Annotated in this window: 28 protein-coding genes; 10 read left to right on the forward strand and 18 right to left on the reverse strand. The window is 39.0% G+C overall.

The window, feature by feature from the left end; all coding sequences use genetic code 11:
- Nucleotides 1-84: 84 nt before the first annotated feature.
- Entirely contained in the window at nt 85-1,302 is a 1,218-nt protein-coding gene (locus ACHUFV_RS12250; protein ID WP_394234480.1) for an NAD(P)/FAD-dependent oxidoreductase, read from the reverse strand.
- A gap of 318 nt (nt 1,303-1,620) precedes the next feature.
- On the opposite strand from ACHUFV_RS12250, the gene ACHUFV_RS12255 reads away from it, so the two are divergent.
- Complete coding sequence (locus ACHUFV_RS12255) at nt 1,621-2,616, forward strand: NAD(P)/FAD-dependent oxidoreductase (protein WP_394234482.1); 996 nt, start codon at nt 1,621-1,623, stop codon at nt 2,614-2,616.
- 110 nt (nt 2,617-2,726) lie between these two features.
- On the forward strand, nt 2,727-3,920 hold the full coding sequence (locus tag ACHUFV_RS12260; RefSeq protein ID WP_394234484.1) for an MFS transporter: 1,194 nt from the start codon (nt 2,727-2,729) through the stop codon (nt 3,918-3,920).
- A 45-nt stretch (nt 3,921-3,965) separates the two neighbouring features.
- Here ACHUFV_RS12260 and ACHUFV_RS12265 read toward each other — a convergent pair whose 3' ends face one another.
- Entirely contained in the window at nt 3,966-4,328 is a 363-nt protein-coding gene (locus ACHUFV_RS12265) for a HesB/IscA family protein (protein ID WP_394234486.1), read from the reverse strand.
- 154 nt (nt 4,329-4,482) lie between these two features.
- Here ACHUFV_RS12265 and ACHUFV_RS12270 point away from each other — a divergent pair, with 154 nt between their 5' ends.
- Nucleotides 4,483-5,169 carry a DUF2225 domain-containing protein gene (locus ACHUFV_RS12270; RefSeq protein ID WP_394234488.1) on the forward strand — a complete coding sequence of 229 codons (687 nt, stop codon included), beginning with the start codon at nt 4,483-4,485 and terminating at the stop codon, nt 5,167-5,169.
- Between the two features lie 65 nt (nt 5,170-5,234).
- Here ACHUFV_RS12270 and ACHUFV_RS12275 read toward each other — a convergent pair whose 3' ends face one another.
- A complete protein-coding gene (locus ACHUFV_RS12275) occupies nt 5,235-5,474 on the reverse strand; it encodes a YuzB family protein (RefSeq protein ID WP_394234490.1) in 240 nt (79 codons plus the stop codon).
- 379 nt (nt 5,475-5,853) lie between these two features.
- On the opposite strand from ACHUFV_RS12275, the gene ACHUFV_RS12280 reads away from it, so the two are divergent.
- Nucleotides 5,854-6,921 carry an NAD(P)/FAD-dependent oxidoreductase gene (locus tag ACHUFV_RS12280; RefSeq protein ID WP_394234492.1) on the forward strand — a complete coding sequence of 356 codons (1,068 nt, stop codon included), beginning with the start codon at nt 5,854-5,856 and terminating at the stop codon, nt 6,919-6,921.
- A 51-nt stretch (nt 6,922-6,972) separates the two neighbouring features.
- On the opposite strand, the gene ACHUFV_RS12285 is transcribed toward ACHUFV_RS12280, so the two are convergent.
- Nucleotides 6,973-7,308, reverse strand: coding sequence for a YuzD family protein (locus tag ACHUFV_RS12285; protein ID WP_394234494.1), 336 nt, complete (start codon nt 7,306-7,308; stop codon nt 6,973-6,975).
- 148 nt (nt 7,309-7,456) lie between these two features.
- On the opposite strand from ACHUFV_RS12285, the gene ACHUFV_RS12290 reads away from it, so the two are divergent.
- On the forward strand, nt 7,457-7,702 hold the full coding sequence (locus ACHUFV_RS12290; RefSeq protein ID WP_394234496.1) for a NifU family protein: 246 nt from the start codon (nt 7,457-7,459) through the stop codon (nt 7,700-7,702).
- 44 nt (nt 7,703-7,746) lie between these two features.
- Here the strand turns inward: ACHUFV_RS12290 and thrB are convergent, their stop codons facing one another.
- From thrB to yutH, 3 genes are all read right to left on the reverse strand, one after another.
- Nucleotides 7,747-8,658, reverse strand: a complete 912-nt coding sequence (thrB, locus tag ACHUFV_RS12295; protein ID WP_394234498.1) for a homoserine kinase — start codon at nt 8,656-8,658, stop codon at nt 7,747-7,749.
- A 138-nt stretch (nt 8,659-8,796) separates the two neighbouring features.
- Nucleotides 8,797-10,092 carry a homoserine dehydrogenase gene (locus ACHUFV_RS12300; RefSeq protein ID WP_394234500.1) on the reverse strand — a complete coding sequence of 432 codons (1,296 nt, stop codon included), beginning with the start codon at nt 10,090-10,092 and terminating at the stop codon, nt 8,797-8,799.
- Nucleotides 10,093-10,438: 346 nt separating this feature from the next.
- On the reverse strand, nt 10,439-11,443 hold the full coding sequence (gene yutH, locus ACHUFV_RS12305) for a spore coat putative kinase YutH (RefSeq protein WP_394234502.1): 1,005 nt from the start codon (nt 11,441-11,443) through the stop codon (nt 10,439-10,441).
- 289 nt (nt 11,444-11,732) lie between these two features.
- Between yutH and ACHUFV_RS12310 the strand changes: the two genes are divergently transcribed.
- A complete protein-coding gene (locus tag ACHUFV_RS12310) occupies nt 11,733-12,236 on the forward strand; it encodes a phosphatidylglycerophosphatase A family protein (RefSeq protein ID WP_394234504.1) in 504 nt (167 codons plus the stop codon).
- A 131-nt stretch (nt 12,237-12,367) separates the two neighbouring features.
- Here the strand turns inward: ACHUFV_RS12310 and ACHUFV_RS12315 are convergent, their stop codons facing one another.
- The 4 genes from ACHUFV_RS12315 to ACHUFV_RS12330 all read right to left on the reverse strand — a co-directional run bounded on the left by ACHUFV_RS12315 (nt 12,368) and on the right by ACHUFV_RS12330 (nt 15,644).
- Complete coding sequence (locus ACHUFV_RS12315) at nt 12,368-13,135, reverse strand: TIGR01457 family HAD-type hydrolase (RefSeq protein ID WP_394234506.1); 768 nt, start codon at nt 13,133-13,135, stop codon at nt 12,368-12,370.
- A gap of 38 nt (nt 13,136-13,173) precedes the next feature.
- Nucleotides 13,174-13,797 carry a helix-turn-helix transcriptional regulator gene (locus tag ACHUFV_RS12320; protein ID WP_394234508.1) on the reverse strand — a complete coding sequence of 208 codons (624 nt, stop codon included), beginning with the start codon at nt 13,795-13,797 and terminating at the stop codon, nt 13,174-13,176.
- Nucleotides 13,798-13,841: 44 nt separating this feature from the next.
- Entirely contained in the window at nt 13,842-14,288 is a 447-nt protein-coding gene (locus ACHUFV_RS12325; protein ID WP_394234510.1) for a DUF86 domain-containing protein, read from the reverse strand.
- A gap of 72 nt (nt 14,289-14,360) precedes the next feature.
- The gene (locus ACHUFV_RS12330) at nt 14,361-15,644 is read right to left on the reverse strand and encodes an EAL domain-containing protein (RefSeq protein WP_394234512.1); all 1,284 of its coding nucleotides are present in this window, start codon (nt 15,642-15,644) and stop codon (nt 14,361-14,363) included.
- A 342-nt stretch (nt 15,645-15,986) separates the two neighbouring features.
- On the opposite strand from ACHUFV_RS12330, the gene ACHUFV_RS12335 reads away from it, so the two are divergent.
- Both ACHUFV_RS12335 and ACHUFV_RS12340 read left to right on the forward strand, forming a co-directional pair.
- Nucleotides 15,987-16,253 (forward strand): DUF3055 domain-containing protein, encoded by a 267-nt coding sequence (locus ACHUFV_RS12335; RefSeq protein WP_394234514.1) that lies wholly within the window; start codon nt 15,987-15,989, stop codon nt 16,251-16,253.
- A 62-nt stretch (nt 16,254-16,315) separates the two neighbouring features.
- Nucleotides 16,316-16,567 carry a cytosolic protein gene (locus ACHUFV_RS12340; protein WP_394234516.1) on the forward strand — a complete coding sequence of 84 codons (252 nt, stop codon included), beginning with the start codon at nt 16,316-16,318 and terminating at the stop codon, nt 16,565-16,567.
- A gap of 62 nt (nt 16,568-16,629) precedes the next feature.
- On the opposite strand, the gene ACHUFV_RS12345 is transcribed toward ACHUFV_RS12340, so the two are convergent.
- The gene (locus tag ACHUFV_RS12345; protein WP_394234518.1) at nt 16,630-16,905 is read right to left on the reverse strand and encodes a YutD family protein; all 276 of its coding nucleotides are present in this window, start codon (nt 16,903-16,905) and stop codon (nt 16,630-16,632) included.
- A gap of 283 nt (nt 16,906-17,188) precedes the next feature.
- Between ACHUFV_RS12345 and ACHUFV_RS12350 the strand changes: the two genes are divergently transcribed.
- Nucleotides 17,189-17,830 (forward strand): YhcN/YlaJ family sporulation lipoprotein, encoded by a 642-nt coding sequence (locus ACHUFV_RS12350; RefSeq protein ID WP_394234520.1) that lies wholly within the window; start codon nt 17,189-17,191, stop codon nt 17,828-17,830.
- A gap of 46 nt (nt 17,831-17,876) precedes the next feature.
- Here the strand turns inward: ACHUFV_RS12350 and lipA are convergent, their stop codons facing one another.
- A complete protein-coding gene (gene lipA / locus ACHUFV_RS12355) occupies nt 17,877-18,794 on the reverse strand; it encodes a lipoyl synthase (protein WP_394234522.1) in 918 nt (305 codons plus the stop codon).
- A gap of 327 nt (nt 18,795-19,121) precedes the next feature.
- Here lipA and ACHUFV_RS12360 point away from each other — a divergent pair, with 327 nt between their 5' ends.
- The gene (locus ACHUFV_RS12360; RefSeq protein WP_394235081.1) at nt 19,122-20,054 is read left to right on the forward strand and encodes a M23 family metallopeptidase; all 933 of its coding nucleotides are present in this window, start codon (nt 19,122-19,124) and stop codon (nt 20,052-20,054) included.
- A 63-nt stretch (nt 20,055-20,117) separates the two neighbouring features.
- Here the strand turns inward: ACHUFV_RS12360 and yunB are convergent, their stop codons facing one another.
- The 5 genes from yunB to ACHUFV_RS12385 form a co-directional block, all read right to left on the reverse strand.
- The gene (gene yunB, locus ACHUFV_RS12365) at nt 20,118-20,873 is read right to left on the reverse strand and encodes a sporulation protein YunB (protein WP_394234524.1); all 756 of its coding nucleotides are present in this window, start codon (nt 20,871-20,873) and stop codon (nt 20,118-20,120) included.
- A gap of 82 nt (nt 20,874-20,955) precedes the next feature.
- Nucleotides 20,956-22,050, reverse strand: coding sequence for an HD-GYP domain-containing protein (locus ACHUFV_RS12370; protein ID WP_394234526.1), 1,095 nt, complete (start codon nt 22,048-22,050; stop codon nt 20,956-20,958).
- Between the two features lie 154 nt (nt 22,051-22,204).
- Nucleotides 22,205-22,507: a YunC family protein gene (locus tag ACHUFV_RS12375; protein ID WP_394234528.1), complete on the reverse strand. Its 303-nt coding sequence runs from the start codon at nt 22,505-22,507 to the stop codon at nt 22,205-22,207.
- Nucleotides 22,508-22,567: 60 nt separating this feature from the next.
- On the reverse strand, nt 22,568-23,947 hold the full coding sequence (locus ACHUFV_RS12380; protein ID WP_394234530.1) for a bifunctional metallophosphatase/5'-nucleotidase: 1,380 nt from the start codon (nt 23,945-23,947) through the stop codon (nt 22,568-22,570).
- 188 nt (nt 23,948-24,135) lie between these two features.
- Nucleotides 24,136-24,954: a sulfite exporter TauE/SafE family protein gene (locus ACHUFV_RS12385; protein ID WP_394234532.1), complete on the reverse strand. Its 819-nt coding sequence runs from the start codon at nt 24,952-24,954 to the stop codon at nt 24,136-24,138.
- Nucleotides 24,955-25,018: the final 64 nt, after the last annotated feature.

Below are 25,018 nucleotides of genomic sequence, written 5' to 3' on the forward strand. Positions count from 1 at the left end.
TCAAAGCCTGTGAAATTTTACTCTTCGTAAAATTTCACAGGCTTTTTCATTTCAGAAGGGGGTTTTGTCCCAGCCTCCATTACGTCAACTAAATAAATTTAATTTTCCTTTTTTAAATACAAGTGAAGCCCCGCCCATCATGTATAAAGCCCGATTATCAATCACTTTTTTCATAAAAAGAGCCCTAGGGCCAACTATTTTCTTTCCATATACAATTCCAATTGCATCATTTTCCCCCAATGAACACACACTGCCTCTAATATTTGGAACAAATGCTTCCAAATCCGTTTTTTTACGAATAAGCTTAGTTAGATTTGCTGCACAGGTAATCCCCTGCTGCATGGCTATTTGCGCAGTTGGTGGGTATTGACTGTTATCTTTTTTATTTAAAACTATCGAACAATCGCCAATAATAAAAACATTATCAGTGCCAGGTGCTCGTAAATCAGGTTGTACCATTACACGCCCTCTATCCGCTTCAAATCCAGAGCGATCAATGACAGAGCTTCCGCGTACACCTGCTGACCAAATGATAGTTCTTGCTTTAATTTCCTCTTCTTCTTCACCTGATTGGACAATCACGACACCCGGTTTACATTCCTTAATCCTCGTATTAAGTTTGAATTGGACACCTCTGCTCTCTAAATAGGCCATTGCATATTTTACAAGATCAGAATCAAAGCCAGCCAAAGGTGAGTCTGTTGCCTCAACACAAATTAATTTCACCTGATTTTCTTCAATATCATAGTCCTTGCATAGCTTTGGAATTCGGTCGGTAAGTTCACCAAGGAACTCCATTCCCGTAAAACCGGCACCACCAACAACAATGGTTAATTTATCGTCCGTTTTTTCGCCTTTTGTATGATACGTAGCAAATTGGTATTCGATATGATTACGAATCTTTCGTGCTGCATTCACACTAATAATTGCGAAGGAATGTTCTTTTAATCCATTTATCCCAAATGTTTCTGATTCTCCGCCCAATGCTACAACCAGATAATCGTAGGAAAGTTCTTCATTTTCCAATTGGACTATATTTTTTTCTGTATTTATTTCAACGACAGTTCCCTCGATAAACGTTACCTTACTTCGGTCAATCAAATTATTTATATTAAAACGGACGCGGTCATGATGAAGCGTACCAGCAGCCGCATGATGAAGCCAGGTTGTTTCATAATGATAATCATGTTTGTTCACCAACACTATTTCTGCTTCATTTACATTAATCGTTTTTTGCAGCCTTGTAAGCGTCATTAATCCTGCGTAACCGGCCCCTAGAATAACGATCTTTGGTTTAATCAATAGGATCATCCCCTTTAGATTAGTTTACCAATCTGTCGAAAAAACCCTCCTTGTTGCAATAAAAAGGAGACTACATTGTGATGTTTTTCACTAATACAGACAAAAAAAACAAATGATGTTCACAAAAGATTAACAGGTTTCTCTCTTCACATAATAATATTCTATTTTTATCCGATTTTCAATAGATAAAAGCTGATATATCAATAAACTCGAATAACTATTCTAAATAGTTAGAATTAGCAGTAAAATAGATGTATTATCACATGTTAAGCTGTTATGAAATTAAGTACGAACTAACATCATTAGGGGGTTGATGGAGTGCGGGAAGATCAGAACATATATGATATCACTGTAATTGGCGGCGGACCGGTCGGACTATTTACCGCTTTCTATGGAGGCATGAGACAAGCTTCAGTTAAATTAATTGAAGCATTACCGCAGTTAGGCGGCCAATTATCTGCATTATACCCGGAAAAGTTCATCTATGATATTGCAGGCTTTCCAAAAGTACGGGCTCAGGAATTAATTGATAACTTACGAAATCAAATGTCTAAGTTTGAACAAACCATTACACTTGAGCAATCGGTGGAGAAAATCGAAAAAGGGAAAGACGGCATCTTCAAATTAACCACGAATAAAGAAATCCACTACGCCAAAGCAGTCATCATCACAGCTGGAAACGGAGCATTTCAACCGCGCAAGCTTGAATTAAAAAACGCCTCTGAATTTGAAGGAAAAAACCTCCACTACTTCATCAATGATTTAAATCAATTTGCCGGTCAAAAGGTCGTCGTTTTTGGTGGAGGAGATTCAGCTGTCGATTGGGCATTAATGCTTGAACCCATTGCAGAAAAAGTAACTATTGTTCACCGGCGTGACAAATTTCGCGCCCATGAACACAGTGTCGAAAACCTCGAAAATTCAAAGGTAAGTATTAAAACACCCTATGTTCCATTAGAAATAATAAGTGAGGATAATAAGATTTCGAAAGTTTTGATTCAACATGTAAAGACAGAAGAAAAAGCTGCCATTGATGTAGATGCAGTGATTGTTAATTACGGGTTCGTTTCATCACTTGGTCCCATTAAGGAATGGGGCTTAAACATCGAAAGGAACTCCATTGTTGTAAACTCTAAAATGGAAACCAGTATTCCTGGAATTTACGCCTGCGGCGATATTTGTACGTATGATGGAAAGGTGAAGCTAATTGCAAACGGATTTGGTGAAGCACCTATAGCCGTTTCCCAGGCAAAAAAATTCATTGATCCATCAGCCAAAAGACATGTCCCGCATAGTTCTGATTTATTTAAATAATTCTGCCCCAACATGCAAAAAAGCTGGCTGCTTAAGCCAGCTTTTTTTATGCAGCAGACACTTCTTTCTTATATGAATGATCACTATATATAGTATAGGGGGCAATTAAATTGAATCAAACATTATGGACAAAAGATTTTATTATTATTTTCATTGCGAATTTCTTTGTCGCACTTACCTTCTATGTATTAATGACCACTTTAACCCTTTATGCTGTTGAACAATTTCATGCTTCACAAAGTATGGCAGGTCTTGCTTCCAGTATTTTTATTATTGGGGCTCTTTTTTCACGGTTGTTTGCCGGTAAGTACATCGAAGTAATCGGAAGAAAAAAAATGATCTACTGGGGCCTTTTATTATTTTTATTAACTATATTACTCTATTTTCCAGTTCATCAGCTGGACGTTCTATTAGTCGTTCGATTTATACATGGGGTTTCCTTCGGAATAGCCGCTAATGCCATGTCCACCGCCGTAATGGATATGGTTCCGCTTGAACGCCGCGGAGAAGGAACGAGTTACTATGCCTCCAGTGCAACTACAGCTACAGCCATTGGACCTTTTATCGGTCTTTACATCACCGAGCACACGGTTTTTTCAATGATTTTTGTGCTTTGCACCATTTTCTCTGTCATTAGCATTATCTTTACACTATTCATGAAGGTACCTGAAGCCACCTTGACAGAACAACAGCTCCAGGCTCTAAAAAAAGGCTTTTCCCTTCAAAATTCCCTCGAAAAAAAAGCAATTCCTATTTCAATCATTATGTTTTTAATGGGAATTGCTTATTCAGGTATCGTAACCTTTTTACATTCGTATGCGACAGAATTCAACTTAACGGAAGCAGCAGGTCTCTTTTTTATTGTTTATGCTGTATTTCTATTGCTTTCAAGACCAATGACTGGCAGGCTGCTGGATGTGAAAGGGGATAATATGGTCATCTATCCTGCCTTACTGCTTTTTTCATTAAGCCTGCTATTATTACATCTGGCACATCATAGCTTTACTGTCTTACTAGCAGGTGCCTTCACTGCCCTTGGCTTCGGTACGTTTATTTCCTCCGCTCAAGCAATCGCTGTAAAGGTTTCACCAAAGCACCGAATCGGATTAGCCACATCCACCTTCTTCATATGCTTAGATGGCGGAATGGGCATCGGCCCCATCCTTACCGGCATGCTTATTCCGCTAGTTGGCTTCCGCGGCATGTATCTGACCCTGTCCGTCTTTGTCGTATTATCTATTATTCTCTATTATTTCGTACACGGCAAACATGTCGCATCAAAACAAAAGGCACGTGTATTTTAATAATAAAAGCGGACAGCACATGGCTATCCGCTTTTTATTAAACTATTAACAGTTTTCCGGTGTTCCCTCCTGTGTTGCTGTGCGGAAGGAAGACCCGCACCCACATGTCGCAATCGCATTTGGATTATCAATCGTAAATCCGCCGCCCATCATGGATTGCTTGTAATCTATGACTGTTCCATTTAAAATGGCAGAATCCTCATTCTTAACCACTACTTGGATTCCATGCTGCTCAAACTGGAGATCATCTTCTTCAGCCTCTTGAACAAATCCCATTCCGTATGTTAAGCCGCTGCAACCTCCACCTTTAACGGCAACACGTAATAGTGATCCTTCTTCCTCGTTTTGTTTCATCATTTCTTTTATCTGAAGAGCAGCTGCTTCTGTAATTGTAACTAATTGACTCATCTACTTTCCTCCTTTAACACTTTCTCTATATTATATACGCTTCCCACACTCTCCTCAACTTAAGAAGCCTATATAATCATTAGTCCTTCTGGTCTATCTACGTTATAATAATAGTACTGAAGAAGTGGTTTTTATCAAAAAGAGGTGATTTCATATGACAGAGCTTGATACTTTATTCGATAAAAAATGTGATTGTCCGATATGCGGGAATCATTTTACATCAAAAAAAATACGCTCGCGTTTTATCAAATTAGTCCATACAGATACTGATCTTTGCCCTGCGTATTCCCCCCCTGAAAATAACCCGTTGTTATATCATATCCTGGTTTGCCCTGAATGTGGATTTTCTTTTTCAGACGATTTTTCCCCATACTTTCCGCCAGGAACAAAGGAAGAAATTCAAGAAAAGGTTTGTTCCGGGTGGACACCGCATAGCTTTTCCGACAAACGGACAATAGCAGATGCAATTAATACCTATAAACTTGCTGTCTATTGTGCCTTGTTGAAAAAGGAAAAGCATATAATCCTTGCCGGAATGTATTTAAGAATTGCCTGGCTTTTCCGTTCACTTAAGGATATGGAGCAAGAACAGCGTTTTATGAGGCTTGCCATCCATGAATATGAGGAAGCCTATAGTACACAGGATTATCAAGGCACACAGGTGTCTGAAATCCGCGTCCTGTACCTTCTTGCCGAGTTATCCTATCGAACGGGAAGCAAAAAGGATGCCGGTAAATACTTCTCTAAGGTAATCGAAGGACAACGTAGAACAACCGAAACGAAAATGGTTGAGATGGCCAAAGAAAGATGGCAAACAATTAGACAGGATATCAATAAATAAGGGTGCATATAGTATGCACCCTTACGTTTTTGAAGTAGTTTCACGCAATCTCCCGCCAATTTATTTTAAAAAAGAGGATTCTCATCTAAATACTGATAAATATGTTCAACAAGCTGTTCAGGTGTTTCCCCTGTAACAACCTCACCATTAACAAGAGCAAATAATGAATGCGCGCATTTGCCACAATAGCCTAAGCATCCATACTCAAGAACATCTAAGTCATAATCTTTTTCAAGCTGCTCAAGTGCCTTTTGTGAACCAGATGCTAAATTACTTACACAAAACTCGACAATCGATTTAATCATATATTTTCACCTCTTACTATAACAATCATAATACTTTTTTTATATCTTCATCGCAAATAATTCGCTTGTCCTATATATTATGTGATTTTCATATTTAACATCAGTAAATTGTCAATATTTCGACCCATAACTGTTGTTATTTTGTCACAATTTAGATATACTTTGGGTATCCACACTATTTAAATAAAATAATAAAAAATTATTTCAAAAGCCTTTTTGTGCAGTCAAAAATGCTTTTATCAGTATGCCTATAAATGAAAGGGCATTCTACAAATCTTTAATATTTTTCTATGTAAGGTCAAAGAATGAGACTTCCTTCATCTATTAAATAAAATAATATGACATCACTAGATGAATGAAGCAAAAAGGGGAAATTGAAATGAAGAACCTTGTTATACTTGGTGCAGGCTATGGCGGAATGAGAGTTCTTGCACGTTTACTGCCTAATCAATTACCAGAAGATGTATCCATTACTTTAATTGATCGATTACCCTATCACTGTCTTAAAACAGAGTACTATGCTCTTGCTGCAGGTACTATTTCCGATCAGCACGTACGTGTTGACCTTCCGGAACACTCGAAATTAAAGGTGATTTATGCTGAAATTGAAAAGATTGACTTGGAAGAAAAGAAAGTGATGTTGTCCAATGAAGAACCGGTAACGTATGATGATCTGATAATCGGTTTAGGCTGTGAGGATAAATATCATAATGTGCCAGGTGCTGCCGAATACACATATAGCATCCAAAACATCGAAAAGGCCCGCGAAACCTATCAGGCTCTGAATAATCTTCCTCCTGGATCTGTCGTTTCGATTGTCGGTGCCGGATTAAGCGGTGTAGAGCTCGCCTCTGAACTGAATGAAAGTCGTAAGGATTTAAAAATAAAACTATTTGACAGAGGCAACTATATCTTATCTGCATTCCCTGAAAGATTAAGTACGTATGTTCAGAATTGGTTTGATAATCACGGAGTTGAAATTATCAACAATTCTAATATTACGAGAGTGGAAGAAAAAATCCTCTATAACCATGATGAACCAATTGAATGTGATGTGATCGTGTGGACAGCAGGAATTCAGCCAAACCAAATTGTTAGAGAAATGAATGTAGAAAAGGATAAGCAAAGCAGAATCGTCTTAACCGTACATCATAATATTCCTAACAACGAGCATGTATATGTCGTAGGAGACTGTGCTAGTCTGCCGCATGCCCCAAGTGCACAATTAGCCGAGGGTCAGGCCGAGCAAATTGTACAGGTTCTTCAATTGCGCTGGAAGGGTGAACCATTGCCTGAATCATTGCCAACAATTAAACTCAAAGGGATTCTTGGGTCACTTGGTAAAAAACATGGCTTCGGTCTAGTTGCTGAAAAACCAGTAACTGGAAGAGTCGCTCGCTTAATTAAATCAGGTATCCTTTGGATGTACAAATATCATAATGGTTAAGTAAGAAGCAAAAAATCCGCAAATGTCTTCATTGTTTGCGGATTTTTTCTGTTACATTCCTTCTGCTTCCATATATCCGTAGCGTTTTAACTCCGCAAAAACAGTTTTTAAGCGAATATTCCCTTCACCAATAATATTCCCTTCGATAACGACCACTGGATAGAATAGATCCTCTTCCAGGATTCTCTTAATCATTTGCTGCTTCTCTTCTACATCAGTCGGTTTGAAAAGATCCGTATAGGTGAATGTAAAGGGCTGATTAGGAAATTTTCTTTTGACTGCTGCTTCAAGCCACTCATAGGTGTCCTTTGAGGATGGTAAATTCACACAGCTGGCACAAATTTGCTCTGCTCCATATACTGCTATCTCAACTACTTTTTTCTCCATATTACACCTTCCTTTTGTTTTTTATATTATCATACTAAATTGTTAACCTATATGGAAAATAACAGCTAGCAGTTGTTGGATTTCGATTCTGATTGATAGCTTTTTTTCCTGCTTCTGATTATAATAATAATTATGAGTAGGAAAGGAGATGAAGGTTATGTCAGAACAAACGATGACAGAACAAGTACAAGAAGTATTAGATAAATTGCGCCCTTTTCTTCTTCGTGACGGAGGAGATTGTGAACTTGTAGATGTTGAGGATGGAATTGTAAAATTACGCCTACTAGGTGCTTGTGGAAGCTGCCCAAGCTCTACTATAACACTAAAAGCTGGAATTGAACGCGCACTGCTTGAAGAAGTACCAGGAATCGTAGAAGTAGAACAAGTATTTTAATATTGTATAAAAAAGAAAGCGACTAAAATAGTCGCTTCTTTTTTTTATATACCTGTCATCGAATACACTTTACTTCCGGATTGATCAACCTCTAAGCTTAGATAATCCATGTCAGGCAACACCTTCTGCAAACCATTAATCACAGTCTCTGCAGCACCAGGCTTCGTTAAGCATAGGATAGTTGGTCCTGCGCCACTTAAGGCTACACCGAATGCGCCAAATTGAGGTGCATGCTCTTCAATGACTGCCATATGCGGCACAAGCCCGCGTCGATACGGCTGATGATAACGATCATTCTTCATCATTTTTCCTACTAAGTCATAGTTGCCGCTAAATAAAGCAGCAACAAGAACATTTGAAACAGCGCCGGCCGTTACAGCCTCCGAGAAGGATACTTCCTGAGGCAGAACACCTCTTGCCTCTTTGGTTAGAAGCTCTGTGCGTGGAATAACCGCTACAATTTCAAAATCAATGTCGTGTGATACGACTGCATCAACCGAATCGCCTGTCTGACAAGCAATAAGCAATCCTCCAAATACAGAAGCACCTGCATTATCGGGATGCCCTTCGATTTCCGATGCCCAAGCGAATTTTTCCTGACGTGTCAGGTTTAGACGGCCGAGGACGTCAGCAAGTTCAATACCAGCTACAATCGCAGAAGCACTTGAACCAAGGCCTCTAGCGAGCGGGATTTCACTCTTTACTCCAATTTTCGCTGGCGGTAATTTTTTATTATACCGCGCAGCTGTTTTTAATGCTATTTGAATAATATAATTGTTTTCATCTTTAGGGAAGGCAGCCATTTCCTCACTAAGCGGAATTACCTCCCATTTATCTGCCTTTTCCACTTCAAGGGTTAAATAAAGATTTAACGCCATCCCTATCGAATCAAAGCCAGGGCCAAGATTGGCAGTACTGGCGGGAACCTTTATGATGAGCATGTCACTTTCGCTCATACCTTGACAACTCCTTTAATATGCTCAGCTACAAATTTTTCATCATTTAGCAGCTTAACAGGTGTGATTGTAGATTATGTTTGCTGAATTTGGATCCTTTAAGCCCTTATAGTTTTCTTAGCAGACCCTTCCAGCTCATTAATTAGAACTTCTTTCAACCCGGTAGGTACTCTTTATATCTTTTACTGATCTTAAGTCCCTTAATCTTACTAATATATCTTCAAAATCCTGCTTCGATGCATGGTGTGTAACCAGGACGATTTCGGCTACCTCTCTTTTCACTACTGGCAGCTGAAGAATTTTTTCAAAGCTGATATTATGCTCCGCAAAGATAGAAGTAATTTCAGCAAAAACACCTGTTTCATCTGAAACATGTAAGCGTAAGAAATATTTTGAGAAGATTTCATTATCTGCTTTTAATTTCTTCGGATATTGTGGTGATACAATACTTTTGCCGTTCACACCATCCCGCATATTTTTCATCACGACAACTAAGTCTGATACAATTGAGGTGGCCGTTGGCAAACTGCCCGCTCCAGGACCATAAAACATTGTTTCGCCAACCGCTTCACCGCAGACATATACGGCATTATATTCATTCTGAACAGCTGCAAGCGGATGTGAATCAGATAAAAGCGTTGGCTGTACACTGACTTCTACCTTATCGCCATCCTGCTTGGCCATTCCAATTAATTTCATTGTATACCCAAGCTGTTTTCCATATTGGATGTCTTCTTCTGTAATAGACGTGATTCCTTGAACAGACACGTCATCCAAATCGATCTCCATGGAAAATCCCAATGTAGCTAAAATCGCCATTTTACGCGCTGCATCGAGCCCTTCTACGTCTGATGTTGGATCTGCTTCAGCGAAGCCTAGCTCTTGTGCCTCTTTCAGTACTTCCTCATAGGCAGCACCGTTTTTACTCATTTTAGTTAAAATAAAGTTCGTTGTTCCATTAACGATTCCCATAATTTTTGTGATTTTATCTGAAGACAGACCATCCACAATACTTCTTAAAATCGGGATGCCCCCGGCAACACTTGCTTCAAAGAATAAGTCGCACTCATTTTCAGATGCTGTTTGCAATAGCTCTGCTCCATGCAGGGCCATTAAATCTTTATTTGCTGTTACGACATGCTTTTTATTGTTTAACGCCTGGAGGAGATATCCTTTTGTCTTATCAACGCCGCCCATTACCTCAATCACAACGTCAATCTCCGGATCTAGCAATATATCATTTACATCTGTTGTTAAGACAGATGGCTCAATCTCAATTGGACGATCTTTATCCAAGCTCTTCACTAGTATTTTTTTTACTTTAATTGGACAGCCGACTTGGTGCATAAGCTTATCTTGATGATCTTCGATAATTTTCACGACTCCTGAACCAACTGTGCCTAGTCCTAATAAACCTATTGAAATCACATTCACTGCTAGCCCTCCCCTTTTGTGTTCTCTATAAATGTACATTTGTATTCGTATAGTAGACATTATAGTGTGAATATACTGGTTTTACAAGGAATAATTTTCTACTTTGCAGCAGTGAAAACGTTTCCTTTCCTTATATTCGGTTAATCATCAATCATTTAAAAAATTTTTATACTGCCTTCCATCGTTTGGGTTTGATCTCCATAAACTATGTATGGTGGATTCTGTGTAGCCTCCTTATTTTTATATTATTTTTATTATACTGCGAAAACAGACTATTTTCATAATAAAATGAACAAAATGCAAGCAAAATGAGACGACCCCATTGATAATGAATCGTCTCTGTCCTTTACAGCCAATCAATTACAGGTAATTGATAGCCTCTAATGGGCGCTTCTGTTAAATGGTAAAAGTCTTTTAAAAACTTTTCATGATCTCTTGAGTGCTGTAAGTAATTTTCCAACCGCTCTGTCAATTGCCGCTGCTGCTGTTCTGATGTTGTAGAATAATAATCCTCAATGCACTCTAAATAATGAAGCGGAAATAAAAGTCTTGCATATAATAATCTCCAAGCAAAGGAGCTTAACGGCTCGATGGATTGATAATCCCTAAAGAAACTTTGGATATCATGCTGATACGTTCGATAATTATGGAAGTAGCGTTCTCTCGTCCACTCGGCTAAATCACGACTGCTATGATCAAATACCCAGTCAAAAGGATTTCGGAAGGAAAATTCTTCACCCCAGGTTTGGATTGTAAAACGATGGTGACATACCGTTCCATTATCTATTACTTTTGGGTCATCATCCAATTCGGTATCCACTAAATACTGAATCGCATTTTCACCAATTGCCATATAATATGGAAAAGACTCTCTAAACATGCGGTCAAACTCATTTTCTGGATGTTGATAAAGCATAGAGCTCCAGACCTTTTCCATTTGGTCAATTCTCTTTTCCCATAGGTTCTTCCATTGTCCGATTCTGCTTGTCTTTTGAACCGAAAAAGAAATCGATCTTCCTCGGTAGTGGAATTTAGCAAGTTTTCTTCCTAATCGGCCTGATCTTGGTGAGTGAATTTGCTGCTGAGAAGTGAGAACACAGTATTTTTCCGATTCTAATGTCAATATTCTGCTATTTTCTTTTGTATAAAGAAACGTATTGACTGTACGGTCTCCATTCTTTTGTAAATGGTTCGCTATTTGCTCGAGCTCTGCTAATTCCTCTTCATTAACATGAGTTACTGGAATCAAAATATACCGCTGATTGTCTTTTTTACAGGAGTGATAGTGACCTATCGGCATCACTTCAATTGCTTCTATTCCATAATACTTTTTAAGAAGCTTTTGTAACATACTTTATCCACCTCATTCGTGATGAAGAATTTTTGCCAAAACATAATCATAAAAAAATAATTTGTGTTCATCTTTGGCAGATACCATAAAAATTGATAGAATAATCCTAATACTATTTATTTTTATCGTTTTTCTGCTTTTGAGCTAATGTTCTATATTTATGATGAAGTAACAGGAAACTTGTGTATTTCTTGAATAAGGGCAAATTCGACGGAAATGATGAGGATGTGGAAAAGAATTTAATAGGTCAGTAAACAGTTATGAAAATCTTAGGAAAAAGGTGAAACGTATGAGCGAAGAAGGAAAAGCAATGGATCTAACGGAAGCAACAGCAAGAAAATGGCTTAGTAATAGAGGCGTCAAAACAGAAGATATTGCTGAACTTGTTTATTATCTGCAAAAGGATTATCATACGGATTTGAAAAAAGAAGATTGTCTGCATAACGTCGAGCGAGTCATTTCAAAAAGAGAGGTTCAAAATGCCATCTTAACAGGTATTCAGCTTGATATCCTAGCGGAGAAGGGTTTGCTGGAGGAGCCGCTGCAATCCATCATTGGATCTGATGAAGGACTATATGGTGTGGATGAAATCCTGGCCTTGTCCATTGTCAATGTATATGGATCCATCGGATTCACAAACTATGGCTATATTGATAAACAAAAGCCTGGCATTCTTAAGGATCTAAATGATAAGTCATCAGGTTTCTGCCATACCTTTCTTGACGATATTGTAGGCGCCATTGCAGCAGCCGCTTCAAGCCGCCTTGCACATCGTGCCGAGAATGTAGAATAAGCATTGCAACTGAAAGGTCGACGGCCGACTGTTTTGGCCTAAGCAAAATAAGCACGCCTCTTAGAGCTGTTGACAAAATGAATAAGGAGTAATGCCTTATTCCATTTTGTCAGCAGCTCTTTGGCGTGCTTTTATATGAATTCCCATTGATCAAGACTGTCTAATACATAGGTCGGCTGCTTCTCGTATCCTTTAAGCAGCTCTTTTGTTGTCACACCTGTATGGACAAGCAGTGTATCGATACCAGCATTCATCCCAGCCATAATGTCGGTATCATAATAATCCCCAACCATTAAGGTTTCTTCTTTATTGGTACCAATTACTTTTAACGCCTGCTCCATAATAATCGACTCTGGCTTCCCAATGAAAATAGGCTGCGTTTGGGTAGAAACAGAAACAACAGATGTTATGGAACCATTTCCAGGCAGCAGACCTCTTTCTGTTGGGAGTGCAATATCAGCATTGGTCGAGATGAAGACAGCACCATTACGGACAGCTAAACAGGCAACTGCCAACTTCTCATAGCTAATATCACGATCAATACCCATCACTACATAATCAGCCTGATCATTAGTAAAGGTAAACCCTTTTTCTTTAATCGCTGTCATAAGCCCCTCTTCACCAATTACATACACTGAAGCATCCTTCTTTTGTTCATATATATAATTAGCTGTAGCAAGACTGGTTGTAAAAACCTGCTCTTCCGTAGCTTTCACACCGAAATCACGGAGCTTTTCCGCTACCTGTGCAGGTGTTCTAGAGGAATTATTCGTAACGAACAAGTAAGGCAGCCCACGCTCATTCAGGTGATTGACAAAATCAGCCGCTTCCTGGATTACTTCTGTCCCTCTATACATCGTACCATCTAAATCAATTAAATATCCTTTATATTGTTTCATCCATTCACCCTCATTTTTGCATAATCATGTTGATGTGATTATTTCTCTTGAATTGAATAATGACAGCATGTATGGCCTTCCGTCATCGATGTAAGCGTGGTGATATCTGCGTCAAGAAACTTTTTGATAAACTCCCGCTCTGCCTCGCAAATTCCAGGAAACTCCTTGGCAATTTCAACATATGGACAGTTAAGCTCTTTAAAATGCAGGTTCCCATCTTGTTCCTCAATTTGCGGCATATAACCTTCTCGCTCTTGAATCCGCTTTAGATTTTCAAGCTTTTCGCCCATTGCTTCGTTCTTATGCTCGAGCTTATATTGTTCAAGGAATTGTTCCCTTTTCTTCCGCAATATGTCTTTAATCAAGTCTTCATGGCCGGCCTCTTTTAATCCATGTAAGAGATCAAGACTGAGCTCCTTGTACTTTTTTGGAAAAAAGTTTTCACCCTGCTCCGCAAGCTCATACACCTTAGAAGGTCTGCCCATTGTTTGCTTTTTAACATTGGAACGAATGAGTTTATCCCGCTCCAGGGTTTGGACATGTCTTCTTACAGCCATTTCTGTTATCCCTAATTCAGTTGACAGCTCCATAATCGTTAAGGTGCCATATTGCTTCAAGAGAGCTAATATTTGTTCCTTCGTATTCCGCGTATTGATTAACATTTTTTCACCATCCTCGTCAGTACAGCATGTAAGCGTTCTATATCTTATTTACCAGTTGGTTTAAAGGCCGTAACCGGACCAAGTTCATTTTCTAAATAGTCTCGAACCTTGGACGTAAATTGTTTTAACAGGACTAATTCCTCGCGGAAGCCTTCTAGTAATTTTTGATGATTGATATTTGTATATTGCTGCTGAAGATTTTTTCTAAACCTTATTACTTTTTTATAGCTAACACTCATTTCCTTTGAAATAACCTTTTCATCCTCTAAAATATCAATAATATCATCATAGCTGCCTGGGTCACGCATGATAAAACCGTCGATAAGTCCATTTCCCACATCAAGAATCGACTCTAGGATCATATGGAGGATTCTTTCCAATGCAGCTTTTTCAATCGTTGTTTCCCACTCATTCTTCTCTTCTAATAAGCCAATTTGGCCTTCAAGGTAGTTTAATGTTTCCTCAATTTTATCTCGATCAACAAAATACATATTTAACACCCTTCCCCCAGCTTTATCCGGTGAGCTTTTTTCATTTCGTTTATAATGGTACAAACTTCCTATTTAATAGTGCGATGCAACCATTTGATGGGTAAAATCAGATGGCCGTGCAAAATAATAACCTTGAGCGAAATCAACTTCATGTCTAGATAAGACACTTACCTCTTCCATTTTTTCAATTCCTTCGGCGACTACTCTTGAACCTACTTCTTTTGCCACAAGCAGAATTCCTCTTAACATCGATTCATTTACCGAGCTTTCATGGATATTCTGGATTAATGCACGATCGATTTTTATTATTTCCGGTAATATCTCACCAATCGAGTATAAATTTGAATAGCCAGCACCTGTATCATCTAAGGCAAAACGGAAACCTAATGATCGTAATTTCCTTATATTTTCAATTAATACACTTTTTTCTTCCACTGTATCCTGCTCAGTCATCTCCATAATAATCTGATGGGGATTAATCGTACTGAATTTTTCTAAATGAGCTTGTAAATCCGCAACAAAGCGTTTATTTCCTAGCGTCAATGGTGTAAAATTAACAAAAATCTCTTGGTGACAACCTGTTTCCTCTATCTTTTCAAAGGTTTTCTCCAGTACAATCATCTCTAAATCATAAAGGTTCCCTGTCTGCCTTGCAACGGAGAATAAACGCAGCGGCATTTCTAAATTTGTGCCTTCAGGCCCCCTTGCAAGCATCTCCCATGCATGGATCTCCTTTGTCATCATATCCATGATGGGCTGAGCAAACATCCGGATATTTTTCTTTGTAATAATCCTGTTCATTTCATAGCGCATTTCAATATACTCACTTTTCACCCGTTTTTCAGCCATCGCTAAGGCTTGTTTACGTGCCGAATAAATCGCATCCTGTATAACAGGGTACCTCTTTTCGATAAACATATAGCCTTTATCGAAAATAATTTGGCTGGTTACTTCATCTGACGAAAGCGCATGGTTCAGTTCAATCGAAAATTTACTCATTAATGCATCAACATCAAATACTCTCTGTTCGTCAGCATCTTCAACTGGAACATAAATGGAAAAACCGTCTCCATAATGATAATCAATAAGAATCATATTGTCTTTTCTAAGTTCCTGTTCCCGTTCAATTATTTCACGAAACGTCTTTTTAATGATTGGAGTTGCTTTCTCGATTTCTCTGCTGCTAAATGATTGATTCAGGTCTAACATATTTCGAATGTTATATACGATAATAGCAACTTCGTTTCCTCTTTTAAACGCATGTGAGACCCCTTCTACGATTGGGTCCCTGATAATAAATCGGGGTGGAAAAAATCTAATTTGTCGTAACGGAAGTAAGAGTTTCCACCAATCCATCCAGTTCCTGCTTGTCCTAACTCTCATCGATATTCCTTCCTCTCAGAAGCATAGAAAAACCAATATGTCATTTTGAAATGTAAACGGTTTTATTCGTTCGATAACTCACAAGGATTTAAAGGTTACCATCCATCATGTACTGGGTTAGACAGTTTCAATACCAGTTCCAGCATAATAATATACTTATGTGTATTGTACCATAATTTTCACAAAATCTATTTATGAAATATTTTTATGTTGGTCTCAACTAATAGTGTATAACTATTGTTTCTGCTAATATAGGGATAACAATATTTTTTTGTGAAATATTTGTAACTACAGTGAACAAAAGGGGAGTAAATGATGGCAGAGCGCTTTTTTTTATATGATGATACAGAAAATACCAAAACAAGGTTTGTCAGCTTTATGGGGGAGAATACACGCTTTGATTTAGCGATTACGTATTCAGACCGCTACTACGGTAAATTATTAGTGCTTGATATTCAAGGCGGAAACTTTGCCATTATTGGTCAGGATGATTTAGAAGAAGAAGGCTACTTGGAGCATGTGTTCCGTTTAGATGAAGAGGCAGCAGCAGAGCTAACTTCATTTCTAGCCGAGATTGTTTAAGCTAACAGAAATCACCTCATATTTTCCTACGAACGGAGAATACTGATGTTGAGGTGATAACAATGGACGACAAAGAGATGGAAAGGTACACAAACTTTTCCAATGTTGAAAAAATGAAGAATAATATTATTCCTGAGGAATTTCCCGAAGGGCCTGTCGGTTCACCGGTTGGAAAGAATACACCTGTTGAAAATAAAAGCACCCCTTGGGAAGAAGGACAACGCAGCTATAGTGCTTTTAACTGGGAATTTAAATCACTTCATGAAGACCTGCCTCGGCAGATGGACGGTGCACACCCACCGCACGATGAATAAAAAGGTGTCAGGCACCGCATATGGACAAATCACACATTTTGTCTTTTTGCGGTGCCTGACACCTATTTTTTTATCTTTTTTACAATGAAGTATGCACAGCCAAAGTTGCAAAATTCATATAGGTATTCTGAGACTGTACTGATTTTTGTGTCAAATGATGCTTTGTGATTTTGGTCATCAAAAAAGCCTTTTAAGCGAAGCTGACCATATCCCCAATCACCGACTATATAATCATATTTCGTTAAGATATCGCTAAATCGATTACGGAATGCTTCCTCGTTAAAGCCCGATCCTCTCTCCTCAACGATTTCATAACATGTATTTTCAATGCAAACCATCCTTTTCACCTCTCAAGTGTGTCACTTTCTGAACGAAGCCATATCAACTTCCTGTGTCTACTCTGTTGACACAGTATTTTATCTATACGTTCTCTTTCGCATTCCAATAACCCCTAAATTGGCCGGATTAGTTAAAATTATGCCATTGCTTGGAAACGATTGCTATAAGAAGATTTAGCCATAAAATGAGGAAAAGTGCAAGTTGGTAACGTAATCGCCAACAATTACTATGTGGAAAAATTTTTTCAACGGTCACTCTATACATATGGAGGTGGATAGTAAAATGAAAAAGTCATGGCTGATTATCAGTCTTTGCGGCCTTACCGTTATGACAGCCTGCCAAGAGGATTTGGCCAAAAATGAAACGTATAAAGACAGCGGTAATACGATTAATGTGAATGATGATCGTCGTGAATTATACAAGGAGCATAATAACGGAAATAAGAGTACCAACATTGGCTATGTTCGTCATCAAAAAAGTCCTGTAATGGGAGAGAATATGTCCAATGATCATTATTCAGCGATTGACCGTGAAAAGGTAGCAGATATCATTTCCAAGTATTGCACTGACCTGCCAAATGTTCAAGATGTAGCGACACTTGTTACAGATGAAGAGGTCCTTATCATTTATGATACGGACACGAAGGATCGAAATCTGACAGCGGATCAAGTAAAGAAAACTGGTATGTCTGTTATCCCACGCTGGTATCATGTTTATGTCAGTGATGATTTTAATCTGCGGAGAACAATGGAAAGCTATTCCTATCTTGATTCTAACAGCAAAAATACAGATGAAGGTATCGATAAGCTAATAAAAGAAATGTTAAAAGCTCCTCAGGGTCAGCCTGTGAGTGATGAAGAAGATGCCAATGGTGATGTCATGAATATTCGAAACCGTTCGAACCAAATGGAAAAAGAGCGATGAGATGAAAAAAGAGCTCAGCTCGATTTAAGCTGAGCTCTTTTCCCTATTATGCCTTTTTTAACTCTTGGTCCTCTAATGAATGCTTTTGTTTAGCTGCTTCATTTACCTGCTCATCTGCATGGTAAGAGGAACGGACAAGAGGACCGGATTCACAGTGACTGAAGCCTTTCTCCATCGCGATTTCTTTTAACTCTTTAAATTCATCTGGATGATAATATTTTTCAACAGGTAAATGCTTTGTAGACGGCTGCAGATACTGTCCGATTGTCATAATATCTACATGATTTGCACGCAAGTCATCCATAGTAGCAAGTATTTCTTCTTTTGTTTCACCAAGACCAACCATCAAACTTGATTTCGTTGGGATATCCGGCTGCAGCTCCTTTGCCCGGCGTAAAAATTCTAAGGAACGTTCATACTTTGCCCTTGCCCGAACCCTTGGTGACAGCCTTTCGACTGTTTCGATATTATGATTTAGAATGTCTGGCTTGGCATCCATTAAGGTTTTGAGATTTTCAAACACACCGCCCATATCAGATGGCAAAACCTCTATCGATGTAAATGGATTTTTCCTTCTTATTGCACGGACCGTTTCCGCAAACACAGCGGCACCGCCATCCTTTAAATCGTCACGGGCAACAGCTGTTACAACAACATGCTTTAAATTCATGGTTTGTACCGAATCTGCTACTCTTTCTGGCTCTTTCAGATCCAATTCTGTCGGAAGTCCTGTCTTTACAGCACAAAACCGGCAAGCCCTTGTACATGTATCACCAAGAATCATAAAGGTAGCGGTTCTTCTGACCGCCCAGCATTCATGGATATTGGGACAACGTGCTTCCTCACATACTGTATGAAGATTGCTTTCCCGCATCATTTTCTTTAGGCCTGTGTAATTTTCATTCGTATTTAACTTTATTTTCAACCATTCCGGTTTACGCTGTACCTCTTTTTGGTTGGACATACGATCGCTCCATTCTATTGCAATATTACAGTATATATATAAAATCTATCATTCCCACTTTACCATATGAATTGATTGAACAACAAGAAATCTATTCTCGTTCGATATTTCCAAAATTTTATATTTATGAAATCCTTTTGTACTCATAAACTAATCAGGAAGAAGATAAGAGTGCAGGCTTCACGTTTAAACAGCCTTAAAAAATGAGGTGCTGAAGACGAATGATAAAAATTGATACTTTATCTATTAACGATGGAAGGGAGGATTTGTATGCGGCAGGCTGTATTATGTTCGATTTGTTTCATACTGCTATTTGTGAATGGGCCAATGATGGCAAAGGCTGATGAACAAAGCGATCTTTTTGCTAAGAGAATGGAACTATATCAGAAAATAGAATCCGTTACAAATATCCCCTGGTATTATTTAGCTGCTGTTGATCAATATGAAAGAAATGTTCGCCAGTCTCGAAAGGATTTGCCGAAGGCTGAAGGTATAACAGGCATTTATTTTTCATCTGAAAAATGGGTTGGCGTCTTGAATCCGAATCAAAATGATGAAAATCCACTTTCAATTGAATTTTTCAATGGAATGGGTGCAGATGGAGACGGAGATGATAAAGCATCCCAAAAAAGTGATGCAGATGTCCTTTATACGTTTGCCCGTTATATATTGAATTATGGTACTGATCACGATAACATTAAGCTGGCTTTATGGGATTATTACAAGCGTGATAAAACAGTCGGTATTATCGTCGGTAAAGCCAAAATCTACAAGCATTTTGGTCACCTGAATTTAGAAAGCCATGCGTTTCCTGTTCCGATTCGCAGTAACCACAGCTACAAAAATACATGGGGAGATGCACGCGGCTGGGGAGGTCGAAGAATCCATGAAGGAACGGATATCTTTGCCAGCTACGGTGTTCCGGTACGCGCTACATCATATGGCATCATCGAAATGAAGGGCTGGAATAAATACGGCGGCTGGCGGGTCGGCATTCGCGATATTAATAATAATTATCACTACTTTGCCCATCTAAATGGCTTTGCCAAGGATTTACATACAGGGCAGGTAGTTGAACCAGGCCAAATAATTGGAAGTGTCGGCAGCTCCGGTTACGGCCCTCCAGGTACTGCAGGGAAATTCCCTCCTCATTTGCATTATGGCATGTACAAGGACAATGGTAGAACTGAATGGTCTTTTGACCCCTACCCACATCTAAGGCTTTGGGAACGACAGGAAAGACAAAAACCGAAAAAATAAGGTGTCAGGCACCGCAAAAAGACAAAATACAGTCATTTGTCCATATGCGGTGCCTGACACCTATTATTCTTTAGGCAATTGGATGGCGGGGTTACTGTTTCCATTGCCATTAAAGAATTGTGGAACTTCTCCTCTAAATACGCCCATCCCAATCGGAATATTACGTTTTACAACAGTCACATCCGAGGAAAAAGGAACGATGATTTCAATATTTACTTGAACTTCAATATAAATTTCAATGATGCCGCCATTGATGCCAAACTCATCAATTTTCGTTTTCACATCTGACGTTACATCTCCAATGGCATAAAATTCAACTGGAATATCCGGACCTAAATTACCTAGCAAGGCATTATCTGTTGCACGGCCTAATGGAATAGAAAAATTAATCCCTTTTGCTTCCTTTGGTTTGGTTTTATCAATTTTTACATCCGTCAAGGAACGAAGCGCATCTGTATGACCTTCCTCTGCTTGCTTAATATTTTCATGAATAAGACTGACGATTTCTGTCTGTTTTCGAATAATTTTTTCTGTATCTAATTGTATATTATTGGAACCATCTGTATTGGGAATTGTCCGAAAGAGATCCTCGGACTCAGCTTCTTCAAACTGCTCATCTACTGCGTTATTGATTACTAATGTAGCAATATTTCTTGATTCCGATTTAGCATAGCTCATTAATGTCGGCTCTAATTCCTTTTCAATTATCCATAAACAGACTAGGGTTGAACATGTAAAAAACACAAACGTCAATAATAATACGTATCGTAACGGTAGCGGTCCTCGTTTTTGTATCCGTCTGCGAAAAAGCTTCGCCAAGACAATTCCCCCCTCTACAAGCTATATGTATGCAGCAGAAGAGGGACTAACGCTCATTTTATCGTAAAAGAGATAAATTTATTTACCTTCTTTTATATGTAGTATCGCAATCCGTTACCACAACTGAAAGCTTTTCCGCTAAATTGATTTCATATGGCGCTACAGGGTAGCCCTCCTCTTCCAAAATCCTTACAACTGGACGATCATTCAGCGATTTATTCTGTTTGACGACAACACCTTTTCTTCCATCATTTAAGGAAACAGTTATTCCCACAGGATATATGGCAACTGAATGCTGAAAAGCTTTCACAATTTTAGCTTGAAAGTGACGATCTGACCCAGCATAAAGCATTTCCAGTCCCTCGTGGGGAAGCATAGCGTCCCTGTATACCCGATGGGATGTCACCGCATCAAATACATCGGCAACCGCTACAATTTTTGCATATTCATGAATTTCATCTCCCCGAAGTCCTCTCGGGTATCCAGAGCCATCCAGGCGCTCGTGGTGTTGAAAGGCGCAATGGGACACGAGCAGTGGAACTGTATGGGTATTGCGTAATAATTCAAAGCCCTCTGACGAATGTTTTTTTATAATTTCATATTCATCATCCGTCAGCCTCCCAGGCTTCATAAGAATTTCCTTAGGGACAGATACCTTCCCAATATCATGCATAAGAGCCCCAAGACCGATTGTTTCTAACTTAGAGGTTGGCAATTTGAGCTCCATCCCAACAGCCAAAGAATAAAGCGTCACATTTAATGAATGGGTAAAGATATAGGTGTCGTGTACACAAACATCTGAAAGAATTGACATCAACTCTGGATTGTTGTTTAACTCACTCATAATATGTTTAATGATTGCCTGATATTCTTTAACGGATTTTTCCATGATGAAGGATTTAGATTCTAGCGGCTCTGAATGTATTTTTTTAAAAGTGGCTGCAATCGTTGTCATTGCTTCCCGTTTCAAAGGGTCTGAAATGGGTTCCTTTAGAAAAATATCATCCGTTTGCTTATCCTCTATATAGATATAGGTAATTCCTAGGTCGATTAGCCGCTTTAACATGCGTCCTTCAAGAGCTACACCTTTATTGATTAAAATTCTGCCATTTTCATTATAGATGGCTTTCCCAAGCTTTGTATTTGCCTCTACAGATGAAGTCTTTACTAATCTCATACATAAGCTCCTACAGGTTCATTTTGTCCTACTGGCAGTCTAGATATTTTTTCATATACAACAACCATAACCCGCAGATTTCTATTATCACAAGCTACAATAGTCCCTATTTATTAAAAATAAAAAAGGGCAGTCGCGATGACTCCCCCCCTTTTCAAAGCATTTTCAGCATGGCTTCTTTTCCAACCATCCCTTTATGAATCCCCAATGCTTCAGCTTCATAGGTGACCGATTCTAACGGCGCTTCTAAAAGCTGTTCAATGGTTTTAACACCAACGGCCCTACCGGCAATGACCTTTCTGTCCTTCAGCTTTTCATTAAGCAGTGCGACATCAAGAGCCCCGCACATAATATATCCTTTATCACTTGTCACAACAAGTAAGTTGGTTTTGGGTAAAGAAACAGAGATACTTAAAAAGGTATGTCCACTAATTTCAATTGGTGAAACATCAATCATCTATACATGCTCCTTTCCTTTTCCTACTACACATTATGTCGGAAAGGAGGAAAGCGTGTATTAATTTACTATTTGTTTTTCCATCTCGCCAATTCTCCACTCTAAAACGTGACGCAGGAATTCGGGTAAGAAGTAGTGCTTATTCTTCGCCCGGAAAATAGATGGGAAGAAACGTCCGAAGGTAAACATATCGGGGATCGCAAGCTTATAGGTCCTATCACTATCGATTAATTGTCCATGAATGAAAAAATGGTGGTAATCATGTTCCTTTTTTACATCAATTCCACTGTAGACTATTTTCCCCATAATTTTCCCGCGAAAGCCTAAACCGAATATTTGCAGATCCTTCCACTTTTCATCCATCGTCTGAACAAGTACTTCCTTTAACTCAGCCCCTGTCAGCTCTACAACTGCTGGATTAATCGGATGAGGACACAGCTTCAGCAAATCATATCTGGTAACCTTCCCTCCGGATAGGCCTTCAAGGATTAATCCTTCATTAATAAAAGCACAATCTGCATGGCACCAATCCTGAATAGCTTTACAAAGAACGAGCGCTAGGTCCTTCTTAGAAATTTCAGCACAATCAGTGGCAACTGCGTCAGCAGAAAGAATATCCTTCCCCCATTTGTATAACTGATTTACCTTTTCCTCCTCATCCTCAACCGGAGACAGGTCATTGGTGTCATATAGCCATGCCTTTTGTTCAACAATACGGCCTGTTGCTGTATCAACCATTAGCCGAATATGACCGACATACATCCCATACTTGCCTGCACAGGCGAGCAGCGTGTTACCGGCAAGTTTTCCTTCATGAAGAATATGATGCGTATGTCCGCCAATCACGACATTAATCTCAGGGAATTCCTCGCCGATTCGCTCATCATCGTGAATGCCTAAATGGGAAAGCAGAATGATCATATCTGTCTTCCCTTTTAAAAGGCTGATTTGCTGTTTAAGAGCTTCGAACGGATCATGTGTCTGCCAGCCTAAAAGATCGTAAAGATGTGCATAATTTGCTGTCAATCCAGTGAGTCCGATTTTCATACCCTTTTTTGTTTCATAAATGGCATGCTCCTTTAACCAACCTGGACGCTGACCGTCTTTATATGCTAAATTAGCCACTAATACATCGAACTGCCTTTGATCATATAAATGATCCAGATCATCATATGGGAAGGTAATTCCCTCATTATTTCCTATTGTTACCGCCTGAAAGCCTGCTTCATTTAAAAGCTGTACATTCCCTTTTCCATGTGTAGCTTCCGTTAAGGGATGAGAGCGGTCTGCATGATCACCAATATCAAATAAAAGGAATTCTTCGCCCGCTTCTATATGCCATTTTCTTCGTTCTGCTAAAAAATGCTGCATTCGCGGCCAATGCTCAAAATGGCTATGTAAATCATTTATATGATATATATGGATAACTTCCAAATTCAATCACCTTCCCTTCCCTATAAAGTAATCAGACAAATTAATTTCCTTTTCTTCATCTTAGCACAAAAGACCCAAAATCTCCTTAACTTCATCCTGAAGTTAAGCCTCCGGCGGATGCCTCGGATTTTTTTAAGGTATTTTATCGAGCAAGCTCGATAAAAATCCGGGCGCAAATTCGGCGAGAAATTTGATTAAATACCACTGTAAATTAAACGGATTCCAACAATGATTAATACAATCCTTAATAATGTTACGATTGTTTTTCCTGGCAGTTTTTGATTTAATAACGCACCAGTCTTCCCGCCAAACCAGGCACCTGGGATAAGGGCAAGCGCAAATAACCAATTGATATTACCCATTACAATGTGGGCCAAAGAGCTTGTAATAGATGTTAGAAACAATAAGAGCATGGAGGTAGCCACAGCTATATGTGGCGGAAAGAAGAATAAAAGAATCATGGCCGGAACCATTAATGAACCGCCGCCGATCCCGAGCAGTCCCCCTAGAAAGCCTACAAGAACAGAAATCGCAATTCCAATGCTCGGACGAAAGCCATAGGAGTGCTCATTCCCTTCTTCATCCATATAAGTCCTCCAAATACCCTTTACCGACTTTCTTTTTAATGGCTTTAATTTGTCCTTGTACATGAGGACAAATGAAATAAAAATCATAAAAAAACCAAACCAAATCGAAAAGGCATCTACATCTAGCTGCTTATTTACCCAGGCTCCCAAAATCCCCGCTGGACCGCTGCCGATAAAAAATATTAGTCCGCTTTTATAATCGACCCTTTTTTGCTTATAATATGCAATCGTCGAGGATAAGCCAGTAAAAATAATAACCAATAATGAGGTACCTGCAGCAACCTGCGGTGACACTTCCCCAATCAGTGAGGTTGACGTGCCTAAAAACAATAATGCAGGGACAATAACAATTCCCCCACCCAGACCAACAAGGCTTCCAATTGTACCTGCCAAGTATCCGAGTATCAAAAGGATAATATACTCCATACATTCACCTTCTATTTGGCATGAACACTCAGACTCGAGTAGGTTCACTGCCTGATACTTAATG

This window comes from Niallia oryzisoli (assembly GCF_043641075.1).
GTDB lineage: Bacteria > Bacillota > Bacilli > Bacillales > Cytobacillaceae > Bacillus_BD > Bacillus_BD oryzisoli_A.

Bases quoted from the DNA above. Each gene is read 5' to 3' on its own strand.
- ACHUFV_RS12265 (WP_394234486.1), bottom strand. From the start codon at position 4,328: ATGAGTCAATTAGTTACAATTACAGAAGCAGCTGCTCTTCAGATAAAA.
- ACHUFV_RS12270 (WP_394234488.1), top strand. From the start codon at position 4,483: ATGACAGAGCTTGATACTTTATTCGATAAAAAATGTGATTGTCCGATA.
- ACHUFV_RS12275 (WP_394234490.1), bottom strand. From the start codon at position 5,474: ATGATTAAATCGATTGTCGAGTTTTGTGTAAGTAATTTAGCATCTGGT.
- ACHUFV_RS12280 (WP_394234492.1), top strand. From the start codon at position 5,854: ATGAAGAACCTTGTTATACTTGGTGCAGGCTATGGCGGAATGAGAGTT.
- ACHUFV_RS12285 (WP_394234494.1), bottom strand. From the start codon at position 7,308: ATGGAGAAAAAAGTAGTTGAGATAGCAGTATATGGAGCAGAGCAAATT.
- ACHUFV_RS12290 (WP_394234496.1), top strand. From the start codon at position 7,457: ATGAAGGTTATGTCAGAACAAACGATGACAGAACAAGTACAAGAAGTA.
- thrB (WP_394234498.1), bottom strand. From the start codon at position 8,658: ATGAGCGAAAGTGACATGCTCATCATAAAGGTTCCCGCCAGTACTGCC.
- yutH (WP_394234502.1), bottom strand. From the start codon at position 11,443: ATGTTACAAAAGCTTCTTAAAAAGTATTATGGAATAGAAGCAATTGAA.
- ACHUFV_RS12310 (WP_394234504.1), top strand. From the start codon at position 11,733: ATGAGCGAAGAAGGAAAAGCAATGGATCTAACGGAAGCAACAGCAAGA.
- ACHUFV_RS12315 (WP_394234506.1), bottom strand. From the start codon at position 13,135: ATGAAACAATATAAAGGATATTTAATTGATTTAGATGGTACGATGTAT.
- ACHUFV_RS12320 (WP_394234508.1), bottom strand. From the start codon at position 13,797: ATGTTAATCAATACGCGGAATACGAAGGAACAAATATTAGCTCTCTTG.
- ACHUFV_RS12325 (WP_394234510.1), bottom strand. From the start codon at position 14,288: ATGTATTTTGTTGATCGAGATAAAATTGAGGAAACATTAAACTACCTT.
- ACHUFV_RS12330 (WP_394234512.1), bottom strand. From the start codon at position 15,644: ATGGATTGGTGGAAACTCTTACTTCCGTTACGACAAATTAGATTTTTT.
- ACHUFV_RS12335 (WP_394234514.1), top strand. From the start codon at position 15,987: ATGGCAGAGCGCTTTTTTTTATATGATGATACAGAAAATACCAAAACA.
- ACHUFV_RS12340 (WP_394234516.1), top strand. From the start codon at position 16,316: ATGGACGACAAAGAGATGGAAAGGTACACAAACTTTTCCAATGTTGAA.
- ACHUFV_RS12345 (WP_394234518.1), bottom strand. From the start codon at position 16,905: ATGGTTTGCATTGAAAATACATGTTATGAAATCGTTGAGGAGAGAGGA.
- ACHUFV_RS12350 (WP_394234520.1), top strand. From the start codon at position 17,189: ATGAAAAAGTCATGGCTGATTATCAGTCTTTGCGGCCTTACCGTTATG.
- lipA (WP_394234522.1), bottom strand. From the start codon at position 18,794: ATGTCCAACCAAAAAGAGGTACAGCGTAAACCGGAATGGTTGAAAATA.
- ACHUFV_RS12360 (WP_394235081.1), top strand. From the start codon at position 19,122: ATGATGGCAAAGGCTGATGAACAAAGCGATCTTTTTGCTAAGAGAATG.
- ACHUFV_RS12370 (WP_394234526.1), bottom strand. From the start codon at position 22,050: ATGAGATTAGTAAAGACTTCATCTGTAGAGGCAAATACAAAGCTTGGG.
- ACHUFV_RS12375 (WP_394234528.1), bottom strand. From the start codon at position 22,507: ATGATTGATGTTTCACCAATTGAAATTAGTGGACATACCTTTTTAAGT.
- ACHUFV_RS12385 (WP_394234532.1), bottom strand. From the start codon at position 24,954: ATGGAGTATATTATCCTTTTGATACTCGGATACTTGGCAGGTACAATT.